Genomic DNA, 24,692 nt, shown 5'->3' with positions numbered 1-24,692 from the left:
ACAGCTTCAATAATATCAAGTGATATATCTAAACGTTCAGATTCTTCTGCATCAACGGTTAAGCCAATATTGTAGCTTTTTGCTTGTAAACAAAGTGCCTTAAGTTTTGGCACAATTTCAGCCATTACGCGTGCTTTATGGGTAAATTCATAACGCGGATGAATCGCTGAAAGTTTTACTGAAATACCAGGAACTCTGCGAGGGTCACTTTTACCCGAAGCGCGAGCAACGCCGCCAATGGCATCTATTGCTACCTGATAGGCTTTAAAATAACGGTCAGCATCACCCATGGTGCGGGCGCCTTCACCGAGCATGTCGTATGAATAGACATAACCTTGCTGTTCTTTAGTCGCCGCTCGTTCAGTCGCCGCTTGGATAGTTTCACCCATTACAAACTGCTTGCCCATAATTTTCATGGCGTAGTTCATTGACTTACGAATAACAGGTTCGCCTAAACGACCAATCACTTTTTTCAATAAACCAAAACGATCTTTTTTACGTTTATCGGCATAATTCACCATCGTACCGGTGATTAATAACCCCCATGATGAGGCATTAACGAACAATGAATCACTGCTGCCTAAATGGCTGCTCCACTGTCCTTGAGAAATTTTGTCACGTATTAAGGCATCTTGAGTGTGCTTATCTGGCACACGAAGCAAAGCTTCAGCCAAACACATCAAGACCACACCTTCTTCACTTGAGAGTGAGTACTCTTTTAATAAGGCATCTATCGCGCCATTCCCAGATTGGTCTTTACGAATTTGTAAAACCATTTTACGAGCTCTTTCCCAAGCTCGACTTCTAGCACTAACATTAACTTCTGCCACAGGTAGAATATGATCTACTGCTATATTTTCATCAATACGATAAAATTCACGAATTTTCTGACGAATTGGGCAGTCTGTGCTAAACGAACCATTAAAAAGCATATACTCTTCCTCAAAATGACTACATACCAGCTTGGTGTTATGCAGCGATAGTTACAATAGAATGTATTCGAGCATTCTAAATAAAAACAAATAGAATTTATGCGTTCAATTCTGATTTGCCCAATTATAAATGTCGCTAAAGTACAATACCACCATAGAATGTATTTCATGGTTAAATAAAATATAAAATATAAGGTATAAAATATAGGGCTGAGCAAAAACACTTCAACTAGGGGCTAAACTTCATTAATCTTGTGGTAAACCTCTGTAAAAAGTGGGTTATTGATATTGAACGTTCTGGGGGAACCCTTCAGGAATTGAGCAAAGAAAGTAATAATATAGAAGGTAATGATATAGAAAGTCTGCTTAACGACATTCGTAGTCTTACTGATCAAACAAACCCACTTCTATTTAATACGGCAATAAAAGCAGCAAGAGCAGTTGAGCAAGAACGAGCTTGTAGAAGAAATTAATTCAAATTTAATGTCGATAGCCGAAGTGACCCGAGATAGCGCTATTCTTACTGAAACAATATCAGTGTCTAGTGAGCAATTAAATAACGTACCAGAACAACTTGGAATTCAGGTTATTAAATTAAAACTAACCGGTTAAAATACGCTATTGATTGACTACGTATTAATGTTTAAGGAAAAGCCCAGACATGCTGGGCTTTATCAATATTAACGCTGAATTTTTAAAGGTTATTCACCTTTTGGATTATAAATCCAAAGAGCGTTATTAACATGCTTACTGGTGTCTTCACCAATTAAAACACGACCATCGTCCATCACGGCTAAATTATCAGGGTTTGATATACCATTAACATCACACTTGTTGCCATTAGCGTCGCCGTCTGAATTATAAGCTCCACCAACAACTACCGGTTCCATGCGATTAACGTTGAAGTCTGTTTGTACGCCAAAACGATATACCGCGCCACAATAGGCCGATGAATCAAGCTGAATATCACCAATTTCATCAACCATACCTTTACCTACTTCAGACATCGCAACATACATGAAAGGTACGGCACCACTAGCAACGCCATCGTAATTAATGACGACACCTTCCATTTTACGAAATTCAGTTGTTGCGCCTTTGGCTTTAGCTGCACGTAATGTTTCTAAAAATGCGTAGCGGTCATCGCCAGTTCCATTAGTTGCCCAATCATCGATTTCGGTTTGAGGTATATAGCTGGTTTCACCTTCAATGTAATCAGCTTCCGTAATACCATTGTATGAATTTATCCAGGTTTTTATTTCGGTATTGTTGCTGCTGCCTAATTCTATCCATTGAATATCAAAACCAGCCTTTGCAGGTGACTTTGTCGCATCTTGCGTTAATTTAGCCGCATATAAAGTGCCGGCGCTTAAATCGCCTGCGTTAGTGGCAACAAATTTATAAAAGGCTTTATTTGAACCGTCATCAGTGGTGTAAACTGTTTTCCAATCGGGCATTACCACAGAGTTCTCATGAGCAACACGACCTAAAGTAAAATGTTTCACCGGTGTCGGGCTAGTAGAGGTTGGGTTAGTTATTTCAACAATATAACCGTAATCGTATGGGTTAGGTAATGTCGAGCTTGCCAAATAGGTTTGTAAATTTTTAACATCAGGGTAGCTAGGGTAACCATCTAAGTAAGCGGTGTTATTCCATTGCTCAGTATTTTCAGCTTCGTAGTTTTCTTCTGATGTCAAAGGGGTATTCCATGGTGATAGCGTACCAAAACAATTAATGATTGTGCCTAATACCGCTGAAAAATCAACGTTAATCGCATCACCTATTGTCCAAGTTCCACTGTCTTCTTTAGAGAGTTCTATACGGCTCATTGCACCCGGACGGTCTTCCCATGCGGTGAATAAAAAACCCGTATCGCCACTAGCAGAAGTTGGCACAAAAGCATTGAAATCAGGATCTTGAGATTGCTTAATTTCAGTTGTTTTATCAGAAGTTGTAATAGCCCCTAAACCATGAGGGAGTTGGTTATTGAAAGTATCACCTGCTTGCCCCAAAACTTGGTAACTACCGGCAACAACACGCACTGCCATTTTTTCATCGTCTGTTAAAGGGACTGATAAACTCTCAGTCATTGGATCAAGCGTACTCCAGTCAAAACCAGTTACTACGCCTACTTTTGCTGGTGTTTCGTTACCTAACAAATCGGAAGGATGCTGAACATTAAAAAAAAGCTCATCGTTATCGGTTAAAAACATACCGGTAATTTCTGCACCAACCGGCACTGTCGCTAAACGGGTTAGCTTAGCTGTAGCGGTGAGATTTTGTCCATTCGTACCGTTAGTACCAGCAGTACCATTGGCGCCATCACTACCATTGACGCCATTTGTACCGTCTAGTCCACTTGCACCATTCGCGCCGTTTAAACCATTTGAACCGTCATCACCACCACCACATGCCGTTAACATTGACGAACCGAGAATCACTGCTATTAACGTGGCTATTTTTCTTTTTCTTAGATTCAGCATTTTTATTTTCCTAGAGTTATGTGTAAAAACGCTATTAAAGTAATATTGGGGTGTGACAGTTAAATGACTTCTTTTTTACTTTATTGTTAAGAAAATATGAAGGCGTGCTTCAAATAACTGTAATAAAGGCCTTGTATGATTTACCCAATATATAAATGAATGGGTTATAAAGGCTTATGAAAAATTACGTTCTATTGTTGTGTTTACTTGTACTGTTTATCTTTATTGGTTTTTCAGGTTTTTCAAAAAGCGATGATATGGATGCAGGTTTATTGCCATCTGTAGCGTTAAATGAAATTATTACACCTACAGCGAATGGTAGCTTGAATGAAGAAGCGCCTATCCCTTCGCAGTGCTATACCAAAACAGCAGGAAGTAATAATCCTTGTTATACCTGCCATCAAACTTACCGCATCACTGAAGATACCCCTTATCGCACAAATTTACGTAATGACGGCGTTAACCAAGGGCTTTATAACTTTTCAGATGAAGGTGAAATTAACAGCTGGAAAAACCTATTTGTTAACCGTGAACCTTGGATAAAAAAAATATCAGATGAACAAATAGCACAATACATAGATGAAGATAATTACAGTAAGTTGCCTAAAAAATTGAAAGAAACTGGCTGGCAAGGCTTTATCCCAGATTTGAAGGATTATCATCTAGCAAGTGAAGCATTTAACGATAAAGGCATAGCAAAAGATGGCACTGGTTGGGTTGCCTTTAATTATAAACCATTTCCAGGGACGTTCTGGCCAACTAATGGCGCAACTGATGACGTATTAATTCGTTTGTCAGAGGAGTTTAGGGAACTCAATGGTGAATATAATGAAGATGTCTATTTAATCAATCTGTCTTTGGTTGAAATGAGCATTAAATCATTAGCCGAAATAGATATTTTTCCAGCCGATGAAACAAATATCAATAAAGATTTAAATAAAGATGGGCAGTTTACCGCACCGGTCGAATTACTATTGGCTCAAGAGTATTTTGTTGGTGACGCTCAACATATTAAAGTGCCCCGTCAGCAATATCCCGTTAATACCGAAATTATGCATTCGGTGCGTTATATTGGTATAGACGAAAAAGGCGAAACTTATATTCCTCAGCGGATGAAAGAATTGCGCTATATGACCAAAACACAGGTATTAACTGACACCGAAATAGACAGTGCCTATCGCCGAGAGCGTAAAGAGAAACTTGATGAACAATTACCCAGTTATATTCGCGTTAAAGACCGTGGTTTTAATAATAAGTTTGGCTGGCTGATTCAAGGTTACATTGAAGATTATAAAGGTGAATTAAGGCCTCAGTCTTACGAAGAAACTTTCTATTGCATGGGGTGTCATTCTGCTATTGGTACAACGATTGATCAAACGTTTGCTTTTCCACGCAAAGTAACGGGTAGGGCAGGCTGGGGTTATATTGATTTGAAAGGCATGGAAGATGTGCCATCGATAGGGCAAAAAGAAGGTGAGATTTTACAATACTTACAAATCAATGGTGGCGGTAATGAGTTCCGTGAAAACATGGAGATGCAAAGCAAGTGGTATAAAAAAGATGGTTCGGTTGATAAGGAAAAAGTCATGCAAGCTGATGTTTATACGTTAATTACCCCTTCAAAACTGCGTGCTTATGCCATGAATAAAGCGTATACCCAAATTGTTAGAACACAGAGTTTTATTCACGGACGCGATGTCAATATTACGCCCGCTATTAATGTTCATAAAACGATAGATGAATCAGTTGCCCCTTTAAAACCAGCACATAGAGTCGAAGGGTGGGACATCCGCTTAGATTGGTCTGACAAGGCGGTCGATTAACGTTACTAAGCACACTGTTATCGAGTATCACTTGAAGTTTCACTATTATTGCCCCGTCAATAATAGTGAAATGCGTTTTTTTATATAAAAATCGTACCTCTTTACGTTAGTTTCAGATAGATTAATAAGATGATTATTATGAATAATTCTCTTTATCTCGTCGAAAGGTCATAGACCAAGGAAAGCGTAATGAAAATAAGAAAAATAACTGATTTTATTAAAAGCAACAAAACAGTCGCTATCACCCTTACCGCTACTCTTGTATTGAGTGCCTGTGGTTTGGCTGATTCAGCAAAAAATAATACCAGTAATATGGCTAGCATTGAAAAATCTACTGGGAGTGATTTAAACCTAGCCTATGAGTCTTTTACCTTAAAAAATGGCTTGAAAGTCATTTTACATCAAGATAAGTCAGATCCTATTGTCGCAATATCAACGATTGTGCATGTTGGCTCTAACCGTGAAAAGCCAGGAAGAACTGGTTTTGCTCACTTTTTTGAACATATGTCGTTCAATGACTCGGAGAATGTACCAAAAGGTTCAAATCGTAAGCTCATTCCTGAGCTTGGAGGAAGTCGAAATGGTGGCACATGGAGCGATGGTACTATTTACTATGAAGTGGTGCCAAAAGACGCGTTTGACAAATTGTTATGGATTGACTCTGACCGTTTAGGTTTTATGATCAATACGGTTGACCAAGGTACGTTAGAGCGTGAAAAACAGGTCGTTAAAAATGAGAAACGTCAACGTGTAGATAATCGACCATACGGGCATACCGGTCATGTCATCAAAAAAGCATTATACCCAGAAGGACATCCTTATAACTGGACAGTTATTGGTGATTTAGCCGATTTACAAGCGGCAACCTTAGACGATGTTCGTGAGTTTTATTCAACATTTTATGTACCTTCAAATGCAACCATGGTTATTGCCGGCGATTTTGAACTTGAAGAAACGAAAGAGAAAGTAAAACGTTGGTTTGGTGAAATTAAAGCGGGTAAAGCAATGGCTGCAATGTCTCCACAACCGGTGGCATTAAAAGAAACTAAAAAACTTTATCATTTAGACAACTTTGCAAAACTTCCTGAGATACGTGTAACATTTCCAACCGTCGAGCAATATCATAAAGACTCTTACGCGTTAGATGCGCTTGCTGAAATATTATCGTCAGGTAAACAAGCACCGCTATATAAAACGATTGTTGAAGATAAAAAACTGGCACCGGGTGTTTACGCATGGAATAGTTCAGAAGAAATTGCCGGTACTTTTACCCTTTTGGTACGTGGTAATGTTGGTACTCAGTTAGATGTTATTTACCAAGCGATAGAAGAATCTTTGACCGTTTTTGAAAAAAATGGCTTTACATTACAGCAACTCATTAAGATTAAAGCAGAGCAAGAAACATCGTTTTATTATGAAATTGAAAGCATCTTAGATAAAGCGCAAAAACTGGGTCAATATAATGAATATGCCGGTTCACCTGAATTTATAAAAGCAGATATTGCTAACATTACCGCGGTAAGTATCGCTGATGTTAAACGTGTTTTTCAAACGTACATTAAAAATAAAAACAGTATTATCACAAGTTTTGTACCGAAAGACCAAATTGATCTTATTGTGTCTGGCTCTAAAAAAGCCGATGTGGTTGAAGAAAAAATCGAACAAGGAAAAGAAGAAAAGTTCGCTGAAAATGATGCGATAACGTTTGAAGTAACCCCAACAGTTCATGACAGAAGTGAGCCGGCATTAACCGCATTACCTACACTAAATGTGCCAGATGTGTGGCAAAACGTTCAAAGTAACGGACTAAAAGTCTATGGTATCGAACAAAATGAACTACCCATTGTTAACTTCAGCCTAACGATTCAAGGAGGACAGCAATTAGACCTCGATAATAAGCTAGGTACCGCAGGGTTAATGGCACAATTAATGAACGAAGGAACACTCACTAAAACACCGCAAGAGTTAGAAGAAGCGATTGGTTTATTAGGGGCTAATTTACGTATATCGAGTAATAGGGAATTTGTTACTATTTCAGGTCGCTCATTAGCTAAGAATTTTGATGCGACAGTCGATTTGCTTAGTGAAATGTTGCTTACACCAAGGTGGCAAGAAAGCGAGTTTGCTCGTTTGAAAAGCACACGTTTAACACGTATTAAACAAGCTAAAGGTAATGCGAACACTATTGCAAATAATGTCTTTAATAAACTGCTTTACTCAGAAAAACATGTCGCTGGAAACCCTATAGGAGGTACTGAGCATACGGTTGGGAATATAACGCTTAACGATACAAAACAATATTACCAACATAACATATCACCAAAAATGGCGAGCTTTCATGTCGTTGGTGCGGTTAACGAAAGCCAAGTCAATAAAGCGTTAACCTCACTGAATAACTGGCAAGGTGATAAGGTTAAATTGCCTAAGCAACCGACGATTACAGAGCGTGACAAACCCCAGTTTTACTTTATCGATGTTGCTGATGCTAAACAATCAGTCATTATGGTTGGTAAGCCCGTTGTTTCTGGTCAAAATGCAGACTTCTATCCTATTCAAGTGGCTAATAATCGTTTAGGTGGTGGTATGAGTGGTCGATTGGCGCAGACGTTACGTATTCAGAAAGGCTACACTTACGGAGCATATTCTTCTATTCGAGGGGCGAGTTATCAGTCACCTTTTATAGCGTCATCGCAAGTGCGAACTAATGTGACTTTAGAATCGTTGGAGATATTTAAAGAGCTTATCGGTCAATACAAAAATACCTTTACAGAAGAAGATCTCGCGGTAACACAAAACATGATTATTAAAGGTAATTCTCGTAAGTTTGAAACCTTGGATCAGTTATTAGGTATGTTAACTACTATGAGTCAATTTGATTTAGCTGCTAACTATATTGACCAGCAGCAAAATTATGTGACGGGCTTAAAATTAGACAACATCCATAAAAATATTGATCAATACTTTGACGAGCAGTCAATGATTTATTTAGTCGTTGGCGATGCGAAAACTCAATTAGCTCGTATGAAAGACTTTGGTTATGGCGACCCCATCGTGTTAAATACCGATGGTGAACAAATGCATTAATAGCGAGTTAGACATAGTAAGATTTAGATGGGCAGATAACGCATTATTTGCCCAATTAATAAGTTTTAATAACCCCTTGTTTCAACATTCAACATTCAACTTTAAATACTCCTAACCTTATCGGCATTATCAATGTTTTTATGGAAGGAATTTATGCTTAGAACCGTCCGAATGCCAACCTAAAACAGGCGCCACAATTTTGCTTATCAATATAATTTAAATCGCCGCCATGCTGAACCATTATTTGCCGAGATAAACTCAAGCCTATGCCTGACCCTTTATTTTTTGTGGTAAAAAACGGCACAAAAATTTGCTCCTTGACGTGGTCTACAATACCCGGACCGGAGTCTTCTATATCTAATAATAATTCTTGGCGGGTACTATTATCGGTTTGATAAAGCGTTAAAGAAATCTCTTTGTGCGCAGACTTTGATAGTGCATCAATAGCATTCTTGATAATATTTATGAGTGCTTGCTCTAGTTGAGCGCTATCTGCCATTAGCAAAGCACTTGACTGAATTGACAAGTTCAGTTTGATATTTTGTTTTTGCATTTCTCCCTTAAATAAACTTAATACGCTTGCCACTAATTCGGCTAAATTAAGCTCAGCTAAGATTGGTTTTGGTAAAGAAGCAATTTTATGAAAACTTTTGATAAAAGCACTCAGGTGCGAAGTTCTGTTGGCCAGCGTGGTCAATGCTTCGGTGAGGTCTTCTTTGTCTTCGCTGTCGATGAATACAAGTTCATCAGGCAATAAATCAACAGCGGTTTGGGCTAATGACGCGAGTGGCGTAATTGAATTGGCGACTTCATGCGTTAACACTCTGGTTAACTGTTTATAAGCTTGTTGTTCTTTGGCAATTAACGCCTGATAGATAGATTGAATACTGACAACTTTTAATGATTTCCCTTGAATTTCACAGCAACTAATATGAACAGAAAGAGTGTCTGAGTGCTCACCATGTTGCCACGAAAGTGTAACTCGCGCACTGGTATGCGTTTGGCTAATTAACTCTCCCAACTTTGCCAATGGGCGAATACTCTTAGTTAAGTGGCCAAGTAATCGTTCACTGGCGGGATTCTTATGCAAGATATTGTCATTGTCATCAACCACTAAAATAGAGATGTCGAGATGAATTAACAGAGCTTGTAAATATTGCGCCTGAACTTCAGCTTCAAGGCGGCTATGTTGTATTTGATCCCGCAGTTGAGTGAGTTTTTCGGATAAGGGGTCTGATTGCGTTAACCCTAAGCTCGGATCATTATTTGCCAGCGCGTTAATCACTTTTATTATTTGATTTTTGCTCTGTTGATGAAAAACCAATAATTTTATCGCGGCAAATAAAGTGGTTATCAGTAAAATGACCACCACAGCAGACAGTCCATATTGTTGATACATAAATTGACTACTGAGCAGCAATAGCGAAAATATGACCAACCAGCTAACTTGTTTTAATAGTTCGTTATTAAAGCTCATACTTGTCTAACCTACGATATAGCGCACCACGCGTTAGCCCTAACGCTTTCGCCGCCTGGCTAACATTGCCTTTAAAATGACTTAAAGCATTGGCAATGGTGAGTTGTTCTACTTGCTCTAAATTGAATATTTCTGGCTTATCATTAGCTATTTTTGGAGTTTGCTTGGTGTTAATAATAGAGCTGATATCAAGACTTTTATCATCCGTTAAAATGACCGCCCGTTCAATGGCATGACATAATTCCCTGACATTACCTGGCCAAGAATAACGACTCAGTCTTTGAATGTCGGAGGCGTTAATCACTAACGCTCGGTTGTATTTATGGCAAAAATGCTTGAGGTAATAACTAATTAACAAGGGAATGTCTTCTTTACGTTCGCGCAATGGCGGCAAACGTATCTCAATGGTATTGACTCGGTAAAGTAAGTCTTGTCTAAAGCGGCCGTTATCGACAGCCTCTAAAAGATTATCGTTGGTGGCACTGATTAACCTAATATCAATAGCAATCGACTTAACGCCACCAACCGGGGTTATTTCTCTGTTTTGTAGCGTGGTTAATAATTTTGCTTGTTGATTTAACGGTAAATTAGCGAGTTCATCAAGAAATATACTGCCGCCTCGGGCGAGTTCAAAGCGACCAATGCGATCAGACTTTGCATCGGTGAACGCGCCTTTTTTATGACCAAAAAGCTCACTTTCAAATAATGTCTCGGTAATTGCGCCCATATCAACATTAATAAAGGTTTTATTGGCTCGCAAACTCGCCTGATGAACAGCTCTAGCGACTAATTCTTTACCGGTACCACTCTCACCAGTGATGAGAATATTTGCATCAGTTTTAGCGGCTTTGTCGATGGTACTAAAGACTTGTTGCATTATTGCGCTTTGGCCAATAAAAGGCTGGCTTTCGCCGTTCATTACCTGACTTAACCCTTGTGTTTGTCTGGTTAGCTGATCAACTTTTTTCTTTGTTTGTGAATGTTGAAATGCCGAAGCCATAGCGGCAAGTAGCTGATCATTTTGCCAAGGTTTAGTAATAAAATCGGAAGCGCCTGCTTTAATAGCATCAACAGCAAGCTTGATATCGCCATAGGCGGTCATCATGATCACCACAATACTTGGATTGATCAATAATATGGTTTTTAACCAGTGAAAGCCTTCCTGACCACTCAACGCATCTTGGGTAAAATTCATATCGAGGACAATGACATCAAAATCAAATTGGCCAAGGAATTCCTCAATTTGGTGCGGATCATCAGTTGTTTTTACTAGGCTATAGTGCTTTTTAAGTAATAAGCGAGAGGAGGTTAAAATGTCGAGATTATCATCTACAACTAAAACACGTCCAGACTGTTTCATGAGGCTTCATTTCCGTTAAATAGGCGTTTGTTTAAAAACTAACGTGGTTAGGCTGCAATTACCCTACCTGACTCCCCTAATAATGAAAAGTAAAACTGTCCATAAATGGACAGCTAGTTGTTCTACTCGTGGACGCTTATTAACGATCTTATATGATTTACTTGGTAAGTTGTTGATATTTATATTTATTAATAGTGGCACGAGACTTGTAATAATAGTGTTACTTTCGTGAATGATATATACCCAAACCAGCATCTTCAAATAGTTTAGGTATAAACATTCACCGTGAAACATTTATGATAATAGGATGGCAACATGGACCAACATATTCAACAGCTCAAATATAACAAGTTTGCCAAAATTAGCGTGATGTTGCTTATTGCTTCGATACTTGTGGTTTTCGCTTGGATAATAAGCGCAAAAAGTGTCGATGGTAAGGTTCAGCATGTCTCGGTAAACACACTAACTTCAGCAAAAGTCTTTTCGGGTGATTTCGCCGACAAACTCAGGTTAAGAGGCAGTATTAGTCCCCAATCAACCATTTACCTTGATGCTATAGCGGGTGGCCGCATTGAAGAAAAATTGGTTGAGCAAGGACAGTATGTTGTTAAAGGCCAGGCCTTAGTGCGCTTGTCGAATGTTTCACTGCAGTTAGATGTAATGAGCCGAGAAGCACAAGTTACTGAGCAGTTAAATTTTTTACGTAATACCCAAATGGCCATGACAACTAATCGACTTAATTTACGTCGAGACTTACTTGAAATTGAGCTGAAAATATCACACCTTAACCGTAAAATTAAACAGTTCAAACCCTTGGTCGAGCAGGGCGTTTTGGCTAAAGATAAACTTGAAAGTCTTGAGTTAGATTTACTTTATTACCAACAACGCCAAACGTTAACGAGTCAACGACAGCAACAAGAAGAAGAAATACGTCAAGTGCAAGTTGAACAGCTTGAAGAAAGTGCAAAAATGCTCCAAAAAAATCTGATATTTGCTCGTAGAAACTTAGATAACTTACTGATAAAAGCTCCGGTATCAGGATATTTAAGTGAATTGAATGTTGAGTTGGGCGAGTCTAAAAGCCGAGGGGCTCGATTGGGACAAATTGATATTCCAAAGCAATTTAAACTGATGGTAAATGTTGATGAATATTACTTGAACCAAATTACCTTAGCGATGAATGCGCAGTTATTCATAAATGGTGAAAGCCATAATATAAAAGTGACAAAAATAGATAGCCGTGTGAAACAAGCACAATTTAGAATTGAGTTTAACTTACCCGCTAATATCGAGCATATTAAGCGCGGCCAAGGCCTTGAGCTTGATCTAATGCTGAGCAAGGACATAAAAAACTCTTTATTAGTTAAACGTGGTGCTTTTGTTAACAGTACCGGTGGCAACTGGGCCTTTGTGCTAAGTGACGATGGCAGCACAGCACAGCGGCGTTTAATTAAATTAGGTAAAAAAAATCTACATTATTTTCAAATTCTTGAAGGGTTAGTTGCTGGCGAAAGAGTGATCACGTCAAATTATAACGCTTTTAATCAAGCCGATACTATTAAAATTACAGGACAGAAATCATGATAAAATTGATTAACGCATCACAAGTTTTTCGTACACAAGACATTGAAACAACAGCTCTTAATAAAATTAATTTAACCGTAGAACAAGGGGACTTTTTAGCTATTATGGGTCCTTCTGGTTGTGGGAAATCAACTTTGCTCTCAATGTTAGGTATGTTGGACTCGCCAAACAGTGGTGATTATTACTTTGCTGAGCAAAATATTGCTAAATATGGTGAACGTAAACTCTCTAAGTTAAGAAGTTCATCAATTGGTTTTGTTTTCCAAAGTTTTAATTTAATTGACAGTTTAACCGTTTTTGAAAACGTCGAATTACCCTTGCAATATTTGAAAATATCTAAAGCTGAGCGTAAAAAACGTGTCAGCGACATTTTGAAAAAAGTGGCTATTGAACATCGTGCAGATCATTTGCCCCAACAGCTCTCTGGCGGACAACAGCAAAGAGTTGCGGTTGCTAGAGCCTTAGTTATCAAGCCAAAAATAATTCTAGCCGATGAACCGACCGGTAATCTTGACTCAAAAAATGGCGAGGAAGTTATGGCGATGCTGAGAGAGTTAAACGCTGATGGCACTACCGTTATTATGGTTACTCACTCTGAGCATGATGCTAAATATGCCAGTCGAGTAATCCGCCTTTTTGATGGTCAAATTATCGTTGATCAAGCCAGTGATACCGCGCGTGAGGTGCAATATGCTTAAACATTTATTAAGTAGTTCTCTTTTTAGCAATTATATTGTTAGTGCCTTTCGATCGTTAGTACGTCATAAGATGAACCTTGTTTTAACGGTTATTGGTTTATCTATTGGCTTAGCTGCGGCATTGATGATCACGCTTTTTACCCTAAATGAAAATTCTTACGACAATTTTCAACCTGACGCTAGTCGGACTTATCGTGTGGTTATGCATCAAAAACTCAGTGGCAACGAATATCCGATGACATCACCTCATGGCTATCAATTTTTAACCAAAGTGTCTGGTGTTGAAGACGTTTTAAACTTGATTAACGGTAAGTTTTTATGGACAGGAAAAGTGAGCATAGGTGCTGACAATTTCAAGTTAGAAAAAATTATTGCTGCCCCGGAAAACTTAACAGATTTCATTGCTATCGATGTATTGCAAGGCGATTTGGCAACGGTTTTAAGTCAGCCCAATAAGATTGCCTTATCGTCTTCTGAAGCGCTGCGTTTATTTGGTAGTGAAAATGCCGTCGGTAAAACATTTTTGTTGCTTGAAAACAACCAGACTATGGAAGTGAGCGCGGTATTTGCAGATTTTAGTGATAATAGTCATTATGCAATGAGTTCAATTGTTTCAGCAAAAGCCTTTATGCATATTAGAGGTAAAATATCATACACATACTTGAAGTTGTCACCGGATGCTGATGTTGACAATATAGCCACGCAGACCACTGAAATATTCAATCGCATTTGGCAAGATGAAAGTAATGAGCTTCGCTTTGATTTACAACCGCTGCTAGATATTCATCTTGCTCCTAACTTTACGGTTGATATGAAAATAGGGGGGTCAGAAAAAACGGTGTTGATCAGTATCGCGTTGAGTCTTTTATTATTACTGATCTCAAGCTTTAACTATATCAACATGAGTATTGCTCAGGCTGGTGTTAGGGCAAAAGAAGTCGGGATTCGTAAAGTCCTTGGTGCCAGTAAGTTGCAACTTATTGTGCAGTTTTTAACTGAGTCTGTTGCTATTGCACTTATTTCAGCTTTATTCGCTTGTGGGTTAGTTGAATTGTTATTGCCCGCTTTCAACCAGTTGGTCGGCCGCGAACTTGTGATTGGAAATTGGTCACAATATCTGTTTGAAATTATTGTTACTACGGTGGCTATTGGGATCGCTTCAGGCTTATATCCCGCGGTATTTATTTCTTCTTTTAGTCTTCATAGAGTGCTCAGTGGTGATTTTGGACGAGGAAAAACCGCTATATTAGTGAGAAAGTCATTAATGATTTTACAATCAGCGTTATCGGTGAGTTTGATCATTGCCGCGGCTAGTTTATATTTTCAATTACATCACTTACAAAATTTAGAAGTTAATTATGAGAAAAACCAACGTCTCCGAGTTCTTGATGTGCCTGCTGATTTGCTTTTTCCAAAAAACAATCAGTTATTTTATCGAGCGTTATCTACTATTGACGGTGTTATTTCTTCGACACCTATTGATTTTGATTTAACAAAGTCGACCAATGCCGGTGCATTTGTATCATCAATACCAGGTGTAAATGACTTTAGCCAAGGTATGGGCTTGGGTGGAGTGGGTTTTAATGCCGTACAGGCTTTAGGTCTACAACTGATTGCGGGTCGTGACTTCTCAGCTCAATATCAATCAGACTGGTTTAATGAACAACAAAAAACCGTTGCCATTATTATTCCAGAATCAGTGTTAATGGCGGCAGGGTATAAAACTGCTGAACAAGCTATTGGTCAAATTTGGCACTTTGGTGCAGGTGGACACCAAAATCTTCAAGGAAAAATCGTGGGTGTTGTCAAAGATGTCAAGATTGGCTCAGCTCGAAATATCGCTTATCCGGTATTATTTGTTTGTGGTTTAACTATCCCGAGTACCGGTTCAGTCGTTATTGAAGTGAACGACCAGCATTCGTATAAAATTCAAAAAGATATTATTAATCTCGTTGAGCAACGTTTAAAGTTAAATGCGGTAGAAATTGAGTTAGTGGAGCATAATTATCAACAGCTTTATCAAACTGATAATCAGTTGGTCGATATGGTGGCAATATTTTCTGCCTTGGCTGTGTTTCTAACCTGTGTTGGTATGTTTGGTTTAGCATCATTTAGTGCCCAACAGCGCGGTCAAGAAATTGCTATTCGTAAAGTCTTAGGAGCATCGAGACTTTCTTTAATGACATTATTAACCGGAGAATCTATTGTGCTGATTGGTTTGAGTTTATTGATTGCTTTTCCAGTGTCTTATTACTTTATAAATAACTGGTTGAATAATTTTAATGAGCGGATAAATCAGAGTTTTATTATTTACATTGCAGCAGCGATAGTTGTAGCTCTAGTTACTTGGTTTACTGTGGCTGCGATAGCATTAAGAACTGCCAGTGTGAAACCCTCATCGAGTTTGCGATATGAGTAATTTTATTTAAGTAAACGACCGTAATCTGAAGATGGTTCAACAAGATTTTAACCATTAATGGTTAGTTTATGCTTTGGTGGCTTTCTATAAAGCCATTTCATCAGTAGCTTATACCTTTTGATTAAATGGCTGAAGAGCCGGGAGAGTATTATTAAAGAGAAAGGGGGAGCGTGACATCAGGGCATTGAGCGCCAAGCTGGATTAACCGTTCTGTTTCCCCGCTTTTTTTAAACTGTGCAATAGCAATATTAATATCTTTCATTACCTGCTCTGCTTGTGGTGACTTTTTACTCACAGCAAAATATAAAGGCTTATAATCTAGGCTGGGTTTCACCGATTCAATTTTGTTGAGTAATTGCTGCTTCTGCTTTGGCGTTAACGGAGAATCATTAATCGTAAAGGTAAACACTTTAGGATCGCCAACAATAAACTCGACACGCTTTGAGGTTAATAACTCAATAAGTTGCCATTCATCAACAGCCTCAACCACCGAAAACACTTTGGCATCCATCATAGCATCAAACTCAGGGGTATTTTGATAGCCACGCACGACACCGATTATTCTACCTTTAAGTACCGACAAGCCTTTATCTAAATTAAAATCACTGCCTTTACGCTGTAATAACGCTAAACCGCCACCGGGAAATTTATTGGATAAGCTGAGTAATTCTCGGCGAGTTTTTTTGGGGTAATGATCAGAAGGCGCGGTTTTTTCAATAAAGTATTCAGGAAAAAGTACATCAATTCTTCCTTGCTCTACTAGTTTTACTGCTCTTGCCCATGGATAAAAATTAATATTGACTTGGTAGCCTTTACTGGCGAGTAGTGCGACAGTAAATTGAAATACCCAACCCTTATTACAAAGTTCCTCACCAATGTAAGGAGGCCAATTTAAAGTCGCTAAATTAATGATTTTTGTAGCGTGCCCATTAAAGCGATAGCCTTGCGATGTTTTTTTACCAAAAATAGAAAGTTCTTGACCATTAGCGTAATAACTAACGACTAACCTTTCGTCTTGTGCTTGTGCAATGGAGTTAATGCTGCAATAAATCAGTAAGATAAGGAGTGAAACGATACTTTTGCTAGCACTCAAACAAGAAACTAACGCATAGTTAAATATTTTAGCTTTTGCAGTAGAGGTACTTTGATTTTTTTTTGTCAAAAAGCAGAGTAACATTAGCTAGCCTCATCATTTAAGGTTTTCGGATGCTTCCTTTGAGTGTAGTTGATAGTTATCAGTATTTCATAGTGATTAAGAGCGGATAGTGACAAGTGCAAGAAAAAGCTTACTGTTATTCTCATATTAAAGCTGTCAAATTATCTTATAGGTGGTTTTAAGGAACATTTGATCCTAACAAAGAACGATCCGACAAAAGACCTTAGTATTCTTAACCCCCCAGATGCCGTAATTAAAAATGGTCACTGGTTAACATAAGATGCGCTTGGTCTACTTCGTGAGCAGGCCATTGAGCAACAACGTTGTTGGTCAGAGTTAGGCGTGCTAGTGAGTAACTATCAGCGGCTTTATCAGCAGTTTGGTGGTACAAGATAACTCGCCATCAAAGATGGATATCAATAATATTCTCATTACCAACGAGATGCCAATTTCAATGGTTGATAAGCTATATTACTCTTAATTCAAACGAATGTTTGAAGCTTGAGCTCTAAAATAGTACTTGGAATCTAGGCTCAGCTGAACTATCTTCTCTTTACAAAATCTGTTTTTTTTGCTATTTTTACATCACTTTTATGATTGGTAAGACCAATTTACCTATTGGTTTTTGAACGATTTTTAGAATGAGTTTACGTACTTTTTTTAAATTAACCTTCTTTGAGCCAATAAAACTATAGGCTGAGCTGCTAGTTATGACATTGTCAGGTATTCAAAAACCGGTTAAACAAGCAAAGTTGTCAGATGTAATATTACGACAATTAGAGGCTTTGATCCTTGAAGGTAGTTTGCAAGCAGGTGAAAAATTACCACCTGAGCGAGAGTTGGCTAAGCAATTTGATGTTTCTCGACCTTCATTGCGTGAAGCGATTCAAAAGCTAGAAGCGAAAGGTTTAGTGAATCGCCGCCAAGGTGGTGGAACATTTGTCAGCGACCAGATTTTGTCAGGATTATCTGATCCGTTATTTGAACTTATGTCGCAAAGTAAAGAGTCACAATTTGATCTATTAGAGTTTCGTCATGGTATTGAGGGTATGTCTTCATATTATGCAGCGATGCGTGGTACTGAGAGTGATTTTGCTGCGATACAAAAAAAACATGATGGTATTGGAAATGCTCAATTAGAAAACAATGTACGTTTAGAAGCTGAAGCGGTTTTTGATTTTTATCTCGCTATCTGTGCAGCGTCACACAATGCAGTAACGTTGCATTTAGCACGTAGTATGTCGAGTTTGTTGATTGACAACATAGAACAAAATTTAACAGTTTTAGCCAAACGCCCTGATATATTTGCGCAAATGGCTGAATTTAGAAAACGTTTGTTAGACGCCATTATTAGCGGGCAGCCACAAAAAGCCTGGGGGGCAAGTCATCGTCACCTCGCTTTTATAGAAGAAGTACTGCTAAAAATGTCACAAGAGAATAGCCGCATGGAAAGATCAATGCGCAGAATGCAACGTAGTGAATATTAACGGCTATTACGTTGGAATAACGTTGCAAAATAAAATTTAGACAATAATCGTTTAACGGTAATCAAAGCATGTAAATATGCAAAAGTTGACTATCTTTAAACACAGAAATTTAACTTTACACTAACTATTGGAGACTAAGTAATTATGTCTGAGCTCCCGAAGATTGATTTAGATTCATTGGAAACCCAAGAGTGGTTGGAATCTATGGATTCTATTCTGGAAAATGAAGGTCCAGATCGCGCACATTTCATTTTAGAAAAACTTATTGACCGCGCTCGTCGTAGTGGTACACATTTACCCTTCGAAGCAAAAACGGCTTATGTAAACACTATTCCTCCGGGACAAGAGCCAAATATGCCCGGCGATCAAACCATTGAAGCGCGTATTCGTGCTGCTATTCGTTGGAACGCTTTAGTATTAGTTTTACGTGCATCTAGAAAAGATTTAGATCTTGGTGGACACATTGGTAGTTTTGCTTCTTCTGCGATGCTCTATGATGTTGGTTTTAACCATTTTTTCAGAGCTGCTTCTGAAAAAGATGGTGGTGACTTTATTTTCGCACAAGGACATATCTCTCCAGGTATTTATGCTCGTGCGTTTATGGAAGGTCGATTAACTGAATCTCAAATGGATAACTTCCGTCAAGAGTGTGATGGTAAAGGGTTATCTTCTTATCCTCACCCTCATTTGATGAAAGATTTCTGGCAGTTTCCTACCGTTTCTATGGGTTTAGGTCCACTGCAGGCTATTTATACTGCACGTTTTCTTAAATATTTAACGGATCGTGGTATTAAAGATTGTTCAGCACAACGTGTTTATTGTTATTTAGGTGACGGTGAAACAGATGAGCCTGAATCATTAGGGGCTATTGGTTTAGCTTCGCGTGAAGGTTTAGATAACTTAACATTTGTTGTTAACTGTAACTTGCAACGCTTAGATGGCCCAGTTCGTGGTAATGGCAAAATCATTCAAGAACTTGAAGGTACTTTCCGTGGCGCTGGTTGGGAAGTTGTTAAAGTTATTTGGGGGTCATACTGGGATGCACTTATTGCTCGTGATACTTCAGGTAAGCTTTTACAACTTATGGAAGAAACAGTGGATGGTGAATACCAAAACTGTAAAGCCAAGGGGGGTAAATATACGCGGGAAAACTTCTTCAATAAATACCCTGAAACAGCGGCATTGGTTGCCAATATGTCTGATGAAGATATTTATCGTTTGAACCGAGGTGGTCATGATCCGGTTAAAGTTTACGCAGCTTATAAAAAAGCGATAGAAACTAAAGGTCGTCCAACCGTAATTCTAGCGAAAACAGTAAAAGGTTTTGGTTTAGGTGCTTCAGGCGAAGCATTAAATGTTGCTCATAACGTGAAGAAAATGGATGTTGAATCTATTAAGCTTTACCGTGACCGTTTCAATATGCCCATTAGTGATGATGAAATTGCTGATTTACCTTTCTATCGATTCCCTGAAGACAGCGAAGAGTTCAAGTACATGAAAGCGCGTCGTGAAGCGTTAGGTGGGTCTTTACCTGCTCGTCGTGTGCAAGCAGATGAAACATTAGAAATTCCATCTCTTAAAGTCTTTGACGCAATATTGAAAGGCTCAGGTGATCGCGAAGTTTCTTCAACGATGACATTTGTTCGTGTATTAAATGCGTTATTAAAAGATAAAAAAATAGGCAAACGTATCGTACCTATTATCCCTGATGAAGCGCGTACTTTTGGTATGGAAGGTTTATTCCGCCAAGTCGGTATTTATGCTAATGAAGGACAAAAATACATTCCACAAGATGCTGATCAAGTTGCTTATTATCGTGAAGATAAAAAAGGTCAGGTTTTACAAGAAGGTATTAATGAATTAGGTGCTATGGCGTCTTGGGTTGCTGCAGGTACGTCTTACTCAACTTGTAATGCGACGACTATTCCATTTTACATTTACTATTCAATGTTCGGTTTTCAACGCGTAGGCGATTTAGCTTGGGCTGCCGGCGATAGCCAAGCCAAAGGGTTCTTATTAGGTGCTACTGCGGGTCGTACAACCTTGAACGGCGAAGGCTTACAACATCAAGATGGTCATTCACATGTGCAAGCGGGTTTAATTCCGAACTGTGTAACTTACGATCCGACATACGGTTATGAAATATCGGTTATTGTGCGTGAAGGTTTACGTCGCATGTACGAAGAAAATGAAAATATCTTCTTCTACCTAACGTTAATGAATGAAAACTACAAACATCCGGCAATGCCTGATAGTAAAGATGTAGAAGAGCAAATCATTAAAGGTATTTACAAGCTTGAAACTGTTCCTGCGAAGAAAGGAGCTAAAAAATCAAAAGCTAACGTTCAGTTAATGGGCTCAGGCACTATCTTGGAAAAAGTACGTGAAGCGGCGCAAATTTTAAGTGCTGACTATGGCGTTTCAAGTGATGTTTACTCGGTTACTTCATTCAATGAATTAGCACGAGACGGACAAGATGTCGCGCGTTGGAATATGCTTCACCCAGAGAGTAAGCAAAAACAAGCGTACATTTCCAATGTCATTACTAAAGAAAACGGTCCGGCTGTTGCCGCAACTGACTATATTAAAAACTATTCAGAACAAGTACGTGCCTACATAGACACCGAATACCGTTGTTTAGGTACCGATGGCTTTGGTCGTAGTGACAGTCGTGCAAATTTACGTACGCACTTTGAAGTAAATGCAGCTTATATTGTTGTTGCGGCGTTATTTGAATTAGCTAATCGTGGTGATGTTGAACGTTCAGTGGTTAGCGAAGCGATTAAACGTTTTGATATCGACACTGAAAAACTTAACCCACTTTACGCATAAACAGGAACGGAGAGTTATTATGTCAGATAGTCAAAAAATTCTAGTCCCTGATGTTGGTGGCGATGAAGTTGAAATTATTGAAATTTGTTTTGCTGTTGGTGACGACGTAGAAGCAGATGAAGGGATTATTACCGTTGAAACCGATAAAGCCTCAATGGATATTCCTGCGCCATTTTCAGGTAAGTTATCCGCATTATTGGTCAGCGTTGGTGACAAAATCAAAGAAGGTGACGTTATTGCTGAAATGACATCATCAGCAACTTCTGAAGAATCGCCGGTCGTGGAAGAAGCTAAAGAAGCCGCTCCAGTTGCCGAAGAAGCGAAAGAAACACCAGCACCAGAAAAAGCTGCTGAAGCGCCTGCTGCAGTCGTTTCTACAGAAAGCGAAATCATTGAAATTACTGTGCCAGACATCGGTGAAGACGGTGAAGTAGAAGTGATTGACGTCTTAGTTAATGTTGGTGATGTGATTGAAGTTGAAGATGGCTTGATCACCTTAGAGACAGATAAAGCGACTATGGATGTTCCATCATCACATGCGGGTACGGTTAAAGAAGTATTTGTGAGTGTGGGCGGAAAAGTAAAGCAGGGCTCTATTGTCATTAAGCTTGAAACATCAAGCGGATCGCCTATTGAAGCACCAGCGCCAGCACCTGAAAAAGAGGTTGAAGCGCCAAAAGCTAAACCTGCACCAGCACCAGTAAAAGCTGCGCCAGTGCCACATCACCCGCAAGCGGGTAAAATGGCTTCTTCGGGTAGTATTTATACTTCGCCATCAATTCGTCGCATTGGCCGTGAATTTGGTGTTGATTTAACCTTAGTTAAAGGAACTGGCAGGAAAGGCCGTATTTTAAAAGAAGACGTACAGTCTTACGTGAAATATGAACTTTCTCGTCCCAAAGCTAATGCAGGTAGCTCAGTTGCTGCTGGCGAAGGTGGTTTACAAGTTGTTAGTGCTAAGGCAATCGATTTCTCTAAATTTGGTGAAATTGAAACAAAAGCACTTACGCGTATTCAGAAAATATCAGGTCCATTTTTACATCGCAACTGGGTAACTATTCCACATGTTACTCAATTTGATGAAGCTGATATCACTAATGTTGAAGCGTTCCGTAAAGAACAGAATGTTATTTGTGAAAAGAAAAAATTAGGCTTTAAAATTACTCCTTTGGTCTTTATTTTAAAAGCGGTAGCCGATGCTTTACGTGAATTCCCAACGTTTAACTCAAGCTTGAGTGAAGACGGTGAAAGCTTGATTTTGAAGAAATACATCCATATTGGCGTTGCTGTTGATACGCCAAACGGCTTGGTTGTTCCAGTTGTACGTGATGTTGACCAAAAAGGGATCCATCAATTATCTCGTGAGCTTTTAGAAATTAGCATGAAAGCACGAGATGGGAAGTTGAAAGCAACTGATATGCAAGGTGGTTGTTTTACTATTTCGAGCCTTGGTGGTATTGGTGGTACAGCATTTACACCAATTGTTAATGCACCAGAGGTCGCTATTTTAGGTGTTTCTAAATCTGAAATGAAACCTAAGTGGAATGGTAAAGACTTTGAGCCTAAACTTATGTTGCCATTATCAATGTCTTACGACCATCGTGTTATCGACGGTGCATTAGCAGCGCGCTTTACGGTACACTTAGCAAGTGTAATGTCTGATATTCGTCAATTGATCTTATAATTGATAGAGTCTTTGACGCTAAGATAAAAGTGAGCAGGCAGAAGTGCTTCTCACTTTTTACTACTTTGGTCAAAGAAGGCGCGATTAAAGATGGTACTTTGGTAGGAGTTTAAGTAAAATTCCGCCCAGTAAAGTATAAATAATATTATATTTGTGGCTTTCCATATTGGCAAAGCGATAAATGACAAAACAACAAGTTAATTGAGGTAAACATGAGTAACGAAATTAAAACTCAAGTAGTAGTATTAGGTTCAGGCCCTGGTGGTTATTCAGCGGCATTCCGTGCTGCAGATTTAGGTTTAGATGTAGTCTTAATTGAAAGCCGAAAAACATTAGGTGGCGTTTGTTTAAATGTGGGTTGTATCCCATCAAAAGCATTACTTCATGTTGCTAAAGTTATTGATGATGCAGCTGCTATGGCTTCTCACGGAGTTACATTTGGTAAGCCAGAAATTAATTTAGATAAAATTCGTGACTGGAAAGATAGCGTAGTCTCTCAACTTACTGGCGGCTTAGGTGGAATGTCTAAAGCGCGTAAAGTGACTACAGTTTATGGTTACGGCAAGTTCACTTCAGATAAAACGATTGAAGTTGAAGGCAATGACGGCGAGAAAACGACGGTTACTTTTGATAATGCTATTATCGCTGCAGGTTCTTCTGTTATCGATTTACCTTTTATTCCAAATGATGACCCACGCGTTATTGATTCAACAGGCGCTTTAGAGCTTCATGACATTCCTGATGAAATGTTAGTATTGGGTGGTGGTATCATCGGTCTAGAAATGGGTACGGTATACAGAGCTTTAGGCGCTAATGTTTCAGTAGTTGAATTTGCTGATCAATTAGTACCAGCTGCAGATAAAGACATTGTTAAAATTTATACTAATTTCAACAAGAAAAACTTCAACATTATGTTATCTACTAAAGTGGTTGCAGTTGAAGCTAAAGTTGACGGCTTGTATGTGACTTTTGAAGGTAAAAAAGCACCTGCAGAACCTGTACGTTACGACAAAATTTTAGTGGCTGTTGGCCGTAAGCCAAATGGCCATTTAGTTGCTGCTGACAAAGCAGGTGTTAACGTTGATGAACGTGGTTTTATCAACGTAACGAATGAACTACGTACTAACGTTCCACATATTTTTGCGATTGGTGATGTCGTTGGTCAACCTATGCTTGCACATAAAGCGGTTCATGAAGCGCATTGTGCAGCAGAAGTTATCTCAGGTAAGAAACATACCTTTGAACCACGTTGTATCCCTTCTGTTGCTTACACTGACCCTGAAATGGCTTGGACTGGCGTAACAGAGACTGAAGCTAAAGAGCAAGGTTTAAACATTGAAGTGGCTAACTTCCCTTGGGCGGCTTCTGGTCGTGCTATCGCCTCTGGCCGTACTGAAGGTAAAACTAAGTTAATCTTTGAAAAAGAAACCGGTCGTATTCTTGGTGGTGCTATTGTTGGTATCAATGCTGGCGAAATGCTTGGTGAAATTTGTTTAGCCGTTGAAATGGGCGCAGATGCTGAAGATATTGGTTTAACGATTCATGCTCACCCAACCTTGAACGAATCAATTGGCTTAGCGGCTGAAATTTTTGAAGGTTCAATTACTGATTTGCCTAATGCAAAAGCAGTAAAGAAAAAGAAATAATTATTCTTTTTAAGTAAATTTCAAAGC

At 38.9% G+C, this 24,692-nt stretch carries 17 protein-coding genes; 11 read left to right on the top strand and 6 right to left on the bottom strand.

Features of this window, described 5'->3' with window-relative positions:
* Positions 1 to 932 (bottom strand): proline dehydrogenase family protein (locus H4J39_RS04355; RefSeq protein WP_182226154.1); only part of this gene is annotated, 932 nt, incomplete at its 3' end.
* 254 nt (positions 933 to 1,186) lie between these two features.
* On the opposite strand from H4J39_RS04355, the gene H4J39_RS04350 reads away from it, so the two are divergent.
* Positions 1,187 to 1,405, top strand: coding sequence for a hypothetical protein (locus tag H4J39_RS04350; protein ID WP_182226153.1), 219 nt, complete (start codon positions 1,187 to 1,189; stop codon positions 1,403 to 1,405).
* Between the two features lie 10 nt (positions 1,406 to 1,415).
* On the top strand, positions 1,416 to 1,544 hold the full coding sequence (locus H4J39_RS19085) for a hypothetical protein (protein WP_259368754.1): 129 nt from the start codon (positions 1,416 to 1,418) through the stop codon (positions 1,542 to 1,544).
* A gap of 89 nt (positions 1,545 to 1,633) precedes the next feature.
* Here the strand turns inward: H4J39_RS19085 and H4J39_RS04345 are convergent, their stop codons facing one another.
* Positions 1,634 to 3,415 carry a PhoX family phosphatase gene (locus tag H4J39_RS04345; protein ID WP_182226152.1) on the bottom strand — a complete coding sequence of 594 codons (1,782 nt, stop codon included), beginning with the start codon at positions 3,413 to 3,415 and terminating at the stop codon, positions 1,634 to 1,636.
* Between the two features lie 176 nt (positions 3,416 to 3,591).
* Here H4J39_RS04345 and H4J39_RS04340 point away from each other — a divergent pair, with 176 nt between their 5' ends.
* Positions 3,592 to 5,238 (top strand): hypothetical protein, encoded by a 1,647-nt coding sequence (locus H4J39_RS04340; RefSeq protein WP_182226151.1) that lies wholly within the window; start codon positions 3,592 to 3,594, stop codon positions 5,236 to 5,238.
* Between the two features lie 189 nt (positions 5,239 to 5,427).
* Positions 5,428 to 8,322, top strand: a complete 2,895-nt coding sequence (locus tag H4J39_RS04335; RefSeq protein WP_259368753.1) for a pitrilysin family protein — start codon at positions 5,428 to 5,430, stop codon at positions 8,320 to 8,322.
* A 157-nt stretch (positions 8,323 to 8,479) separates the two neighbouring features.
* Here H4J39_RS04335 and H4J39_RS04330 read toward each other — a convergent pair whose 3' ends face one another.
* Positions 8,480 to 9,799, bottom strand: a complete 1,320-nt coding sequence (locus H4J39_RS04330; protein WP_182226150.1) for a PAS domain-containing sensor histidine kinase — start codon at positions 9,797 to 9,799, stop codon at positions 8,480 to 8,482.
* On the bottom strand, positions 9,789 to 11,159 hold the full coding sequence (locus tag H4J39_RS04325; RefSeq protein WP_182226149.1) for a sigma-54 dependent transcriptional regulator: 1,371 nt from the start codon (positions 11,157 to 11,159) through the stop codon (positions 9,789 to 9,791). The genes H4J39_RS04330 and H4J39_RS04325 overlap by 11 nt, the downstream gene beginning before the upstream one ends.
* A gap of 315 nt (positions 11,160 to 11,474) precedes the next feature.
* Here H4J39_RS04325 and H4J39_RS04320 point away from each other — a divergent pair, with 315 nt between their 5' ends.
* Genes H4J39_RS04320 through H4J39_RS04310 form a run of 3 tightly spaced genes read left to right on the top strand, consistent with a single transcriptional unit; the run spans position 11,475 to position 15,860 of the window.
* Positions 11,475 to 12,743: an efflux RND transporter periplasmic adaptor subunit gene (locus H4J39_RS04320; RefSeq protein WP_182226148.1), complete on the top strand. Its 1,269-nt coding sequence runs from the start codon at positions 11,475 to 11,477 to the stop codon at positions 12,741 to 12,743.
* Positions 12,740 to 13,441 carry an ABC transporter ATP-binding protein gene (locus H4J39_RS04315; RefSeq protein ID WP_182179275.1) on the top strand — a complete coding sequence of 234 codons (702 nt, stop codon included), beginning with the start codon at positions 12,740 to 12,742 and terminating at the stop codon, positions 13,439 to 13,441. The genes H4J39_RS04320 and H4J39_RS04315 overlap by 4 nt, the downstream gene beginning before the upstream one ends.
* Positions 13,434 to 15,860 carry an ABC transporter permease gene (locus H4J39_RS04310; RefSeq protein ID WP_182226147.1) on the top strand — a complete coding sequence of 809 codons (2,427 nt, stop codon included), beginning with the start codon at positions 13,434 to 13,436 and terminating at the stop codon, positions 15,858 to 15,860. The genes H4J39_RS04315 and H4J39_RS04310 overlap by 8 nt, the downstream gene beginning before the upstream one ends.
* A gap of 151 nt (positions 15,861 to 16,011) precedes the next feature.
* Here H4J39_RS04310 and H4J39_RS04305 read toward each other — a convergent pair whose 3' ends face one another.
* The gene (locus tag H4J39_RS04305; protein ID WP_259368752.1) at positions 16,012 to 17,022 is read right to left on the bottom strand and encodes an ABC transporter substrate-binding protein; all 1,011 of its coding nucleotides are present in this window, start codon (positions 17,020 to 17,022) and stop codon (positions 16,012 to 16,014) included.
* A 247-nt stretch (positions 17,023 to 17,269) separates the two neighbouring features.
* The gene (locus H4J39_RS04300) at positions 17,270 to 17,407 is read right to left on the bottom strand and encodes a hypothetical protein (RefSeq protein WP_182226145.1); all 138 of its coding nucleotides are present in this window, start codon (positions 17,405 to 17,407) and stop codon (positions 17,270 to 17,272) included.
* Positions 17,408 to 17,741: 334 nt separating this feature from the next.
* Here H4J39_RS04300 and pdhR point away from each other — a divergent pair, with 334 nt between their 5' ends.
* The 4 genes from pdhR to lpdA all read left to right on the top strand — a co-directional run bounded on the left by pdhR (position 17,742) and on the right by lpdA (position 24,665).
* Positions 17,742 to 18,503, top strand: a complete 762-nt coding sequence (pdhR, locus tag H4J39_RS04295; RefSeq protein WP_182226164.1) for a pyruvate dehydrogenase complex transcriptional repressor PdhR — start codon at positions 17,742 to 17,744, stop codon at positions 18,501 to 18,503.
* Positions 18,504 to 18,647: 144 nt separating this feature from the next.
* Positions 18,648 to 21,335, top strand: coding sequence for a pyruvate dehydrogenase (acetyl-transferring), homodimeric type (aceE, locus tag H4J39_RS04290; RefSeq protein ID WP_182226144.1), 2,688 nt, complete (start codon positions 18,648 to 18,650; stop codon positions 21,333 to 21,335).
* A gap of 19 nt (positions 21,336 to 21,354) precedes the next feature.
* Positions 21,355 to 23,019 (top strand): dihydrolipoyllysine-residue acetyltransferase, encoded by a 1,665-nt coding sequence (gene aceF, locus H4J39_RS04285; RefSeq protein ID WP_182226143.1) that lies wholly within the window; start codon positions 21,355 to 21,357, stop codon positions 23,017 to 23,019.
* 212 nt (positions 23,020 to 23,231) lie between these two features.
* Complete coding sequence (lpdA, locus tag H4J39_RS04280; RefSeq protein ID WP_070375807.1) at positions 23,232 to 24,665, top strand: dihydrolipoyl dehydrogenase; 1,434 nt, start codon at positions 23,232 to 23,234, stop codon at positions 24,663 to 24,665.
* The last annotated feature ends 27 nt before the right edge of the window (positions 24,666 to 24,692 follow it).

The sequence above is a fragment of the Colwellia sp. Bg11-12 genome (genome assembly GCF_014076955.1).
Taxonomy (GTDB): Bacteria; Pseudomonadota; Gammaproteobacteria; order Enterobacterales; family Alteromonadaceae; genus Colwellia_A.
The sequence above is the reverse complement of the archived record's forward strand: the minus strand, read 5'-3'. Positions and strand labels throughout refer to the sequence as shown.

What these genes read in the sequence shown, in the direction of transcription:
- H4J39_RS04315 (WP_182179275.1), top strand. Translation starts at nt 12,740, where the DNA reads ATGATAAAATTGATTAACGCATCACAAGTTTTTCGTACACAAGACATT.
- H4J39_RS19085 (WP_259368754.1), top strand. Translation starts at nt 1,416, where the DNA reads ATGTCGATAGCCGAAGTGACCCGAGATAGCGCTATTCTTACTGAAACA.
- H4J39_RS04345 (WP_182226152.1), bottom strand. Translation starts at nt 3,415, where the DNA reads ATGCTGAATCTAAGAAAAAGAAAAATAGCCACGTTAATAGCAGTGATT.
- H4J39_RS04325 (WP_182226149.1), bottom strand. Translation starts at nt 11,159, where the DNA reads ATGAAACAGTCTGGACGTGTTTTAGTTGTAGATGATAATCTCGACATT.
- lpdA (WP_070375807.1), top strand. Translation starts at nt 23,232, where the DNA reads ATGAGTAACGAAATTAAAACTCAAGTAGTAGTATTAGGTTCAGGCCCT.
- H4J39_RS04335 (WP_259368753.1), top strand. Translation starts at nt 5,428, where the DNA reads ATGAAAATAAGAAAAATAACTGATTTTATTAAAAGCAACAAAACAGTC.
- H4J39_RS04340 (WP_182226151.1), top strand. Translation starts at nt 3,592, where the DNA reads ATGAAAAATTACGTTCTATTGTTGTGTTTACTTGTACTGTTTATCTTT.
- H4J39_RS04320 (WP_182226148.1), top strand. Translation starts at nt 11,475, where the DNA reads ATGGACCAACATATTCAACAGCTCAAATATAACAAGTTTGCCAAAATT.
- H4J39_RS04330 (WP_182226150.1), bottom strand. Translation starts at nt 9,799, where the DNA reads ATGAGCTTTAATAACGAACTATTAAAACAAGTTAGCTGGTTGGTCATA.
- H4J39_RS04310 (WP_182226147.1), top strand. Translation starts at nt 13,434, where the DNA reads ATGCTTAAACATTTATTAAGTAGTTCTCTTTTTAGCAATTATATTGTT.
- aceF (WP_182226143.1), top strand. Translation starts at nt 21,355, where the DNA reads ATGTCAGATAGTCAAAAAATTCTAGTCCCTGATGTTGGTGGCGATGAA.
- aceE (WP_182226144.1), top strand. Translation starts at nt 18,648, where the DNA reads ATGTCTGAGCTCCCGAAGATTGATTTAGATTCATTGGAAACCCAAGAG.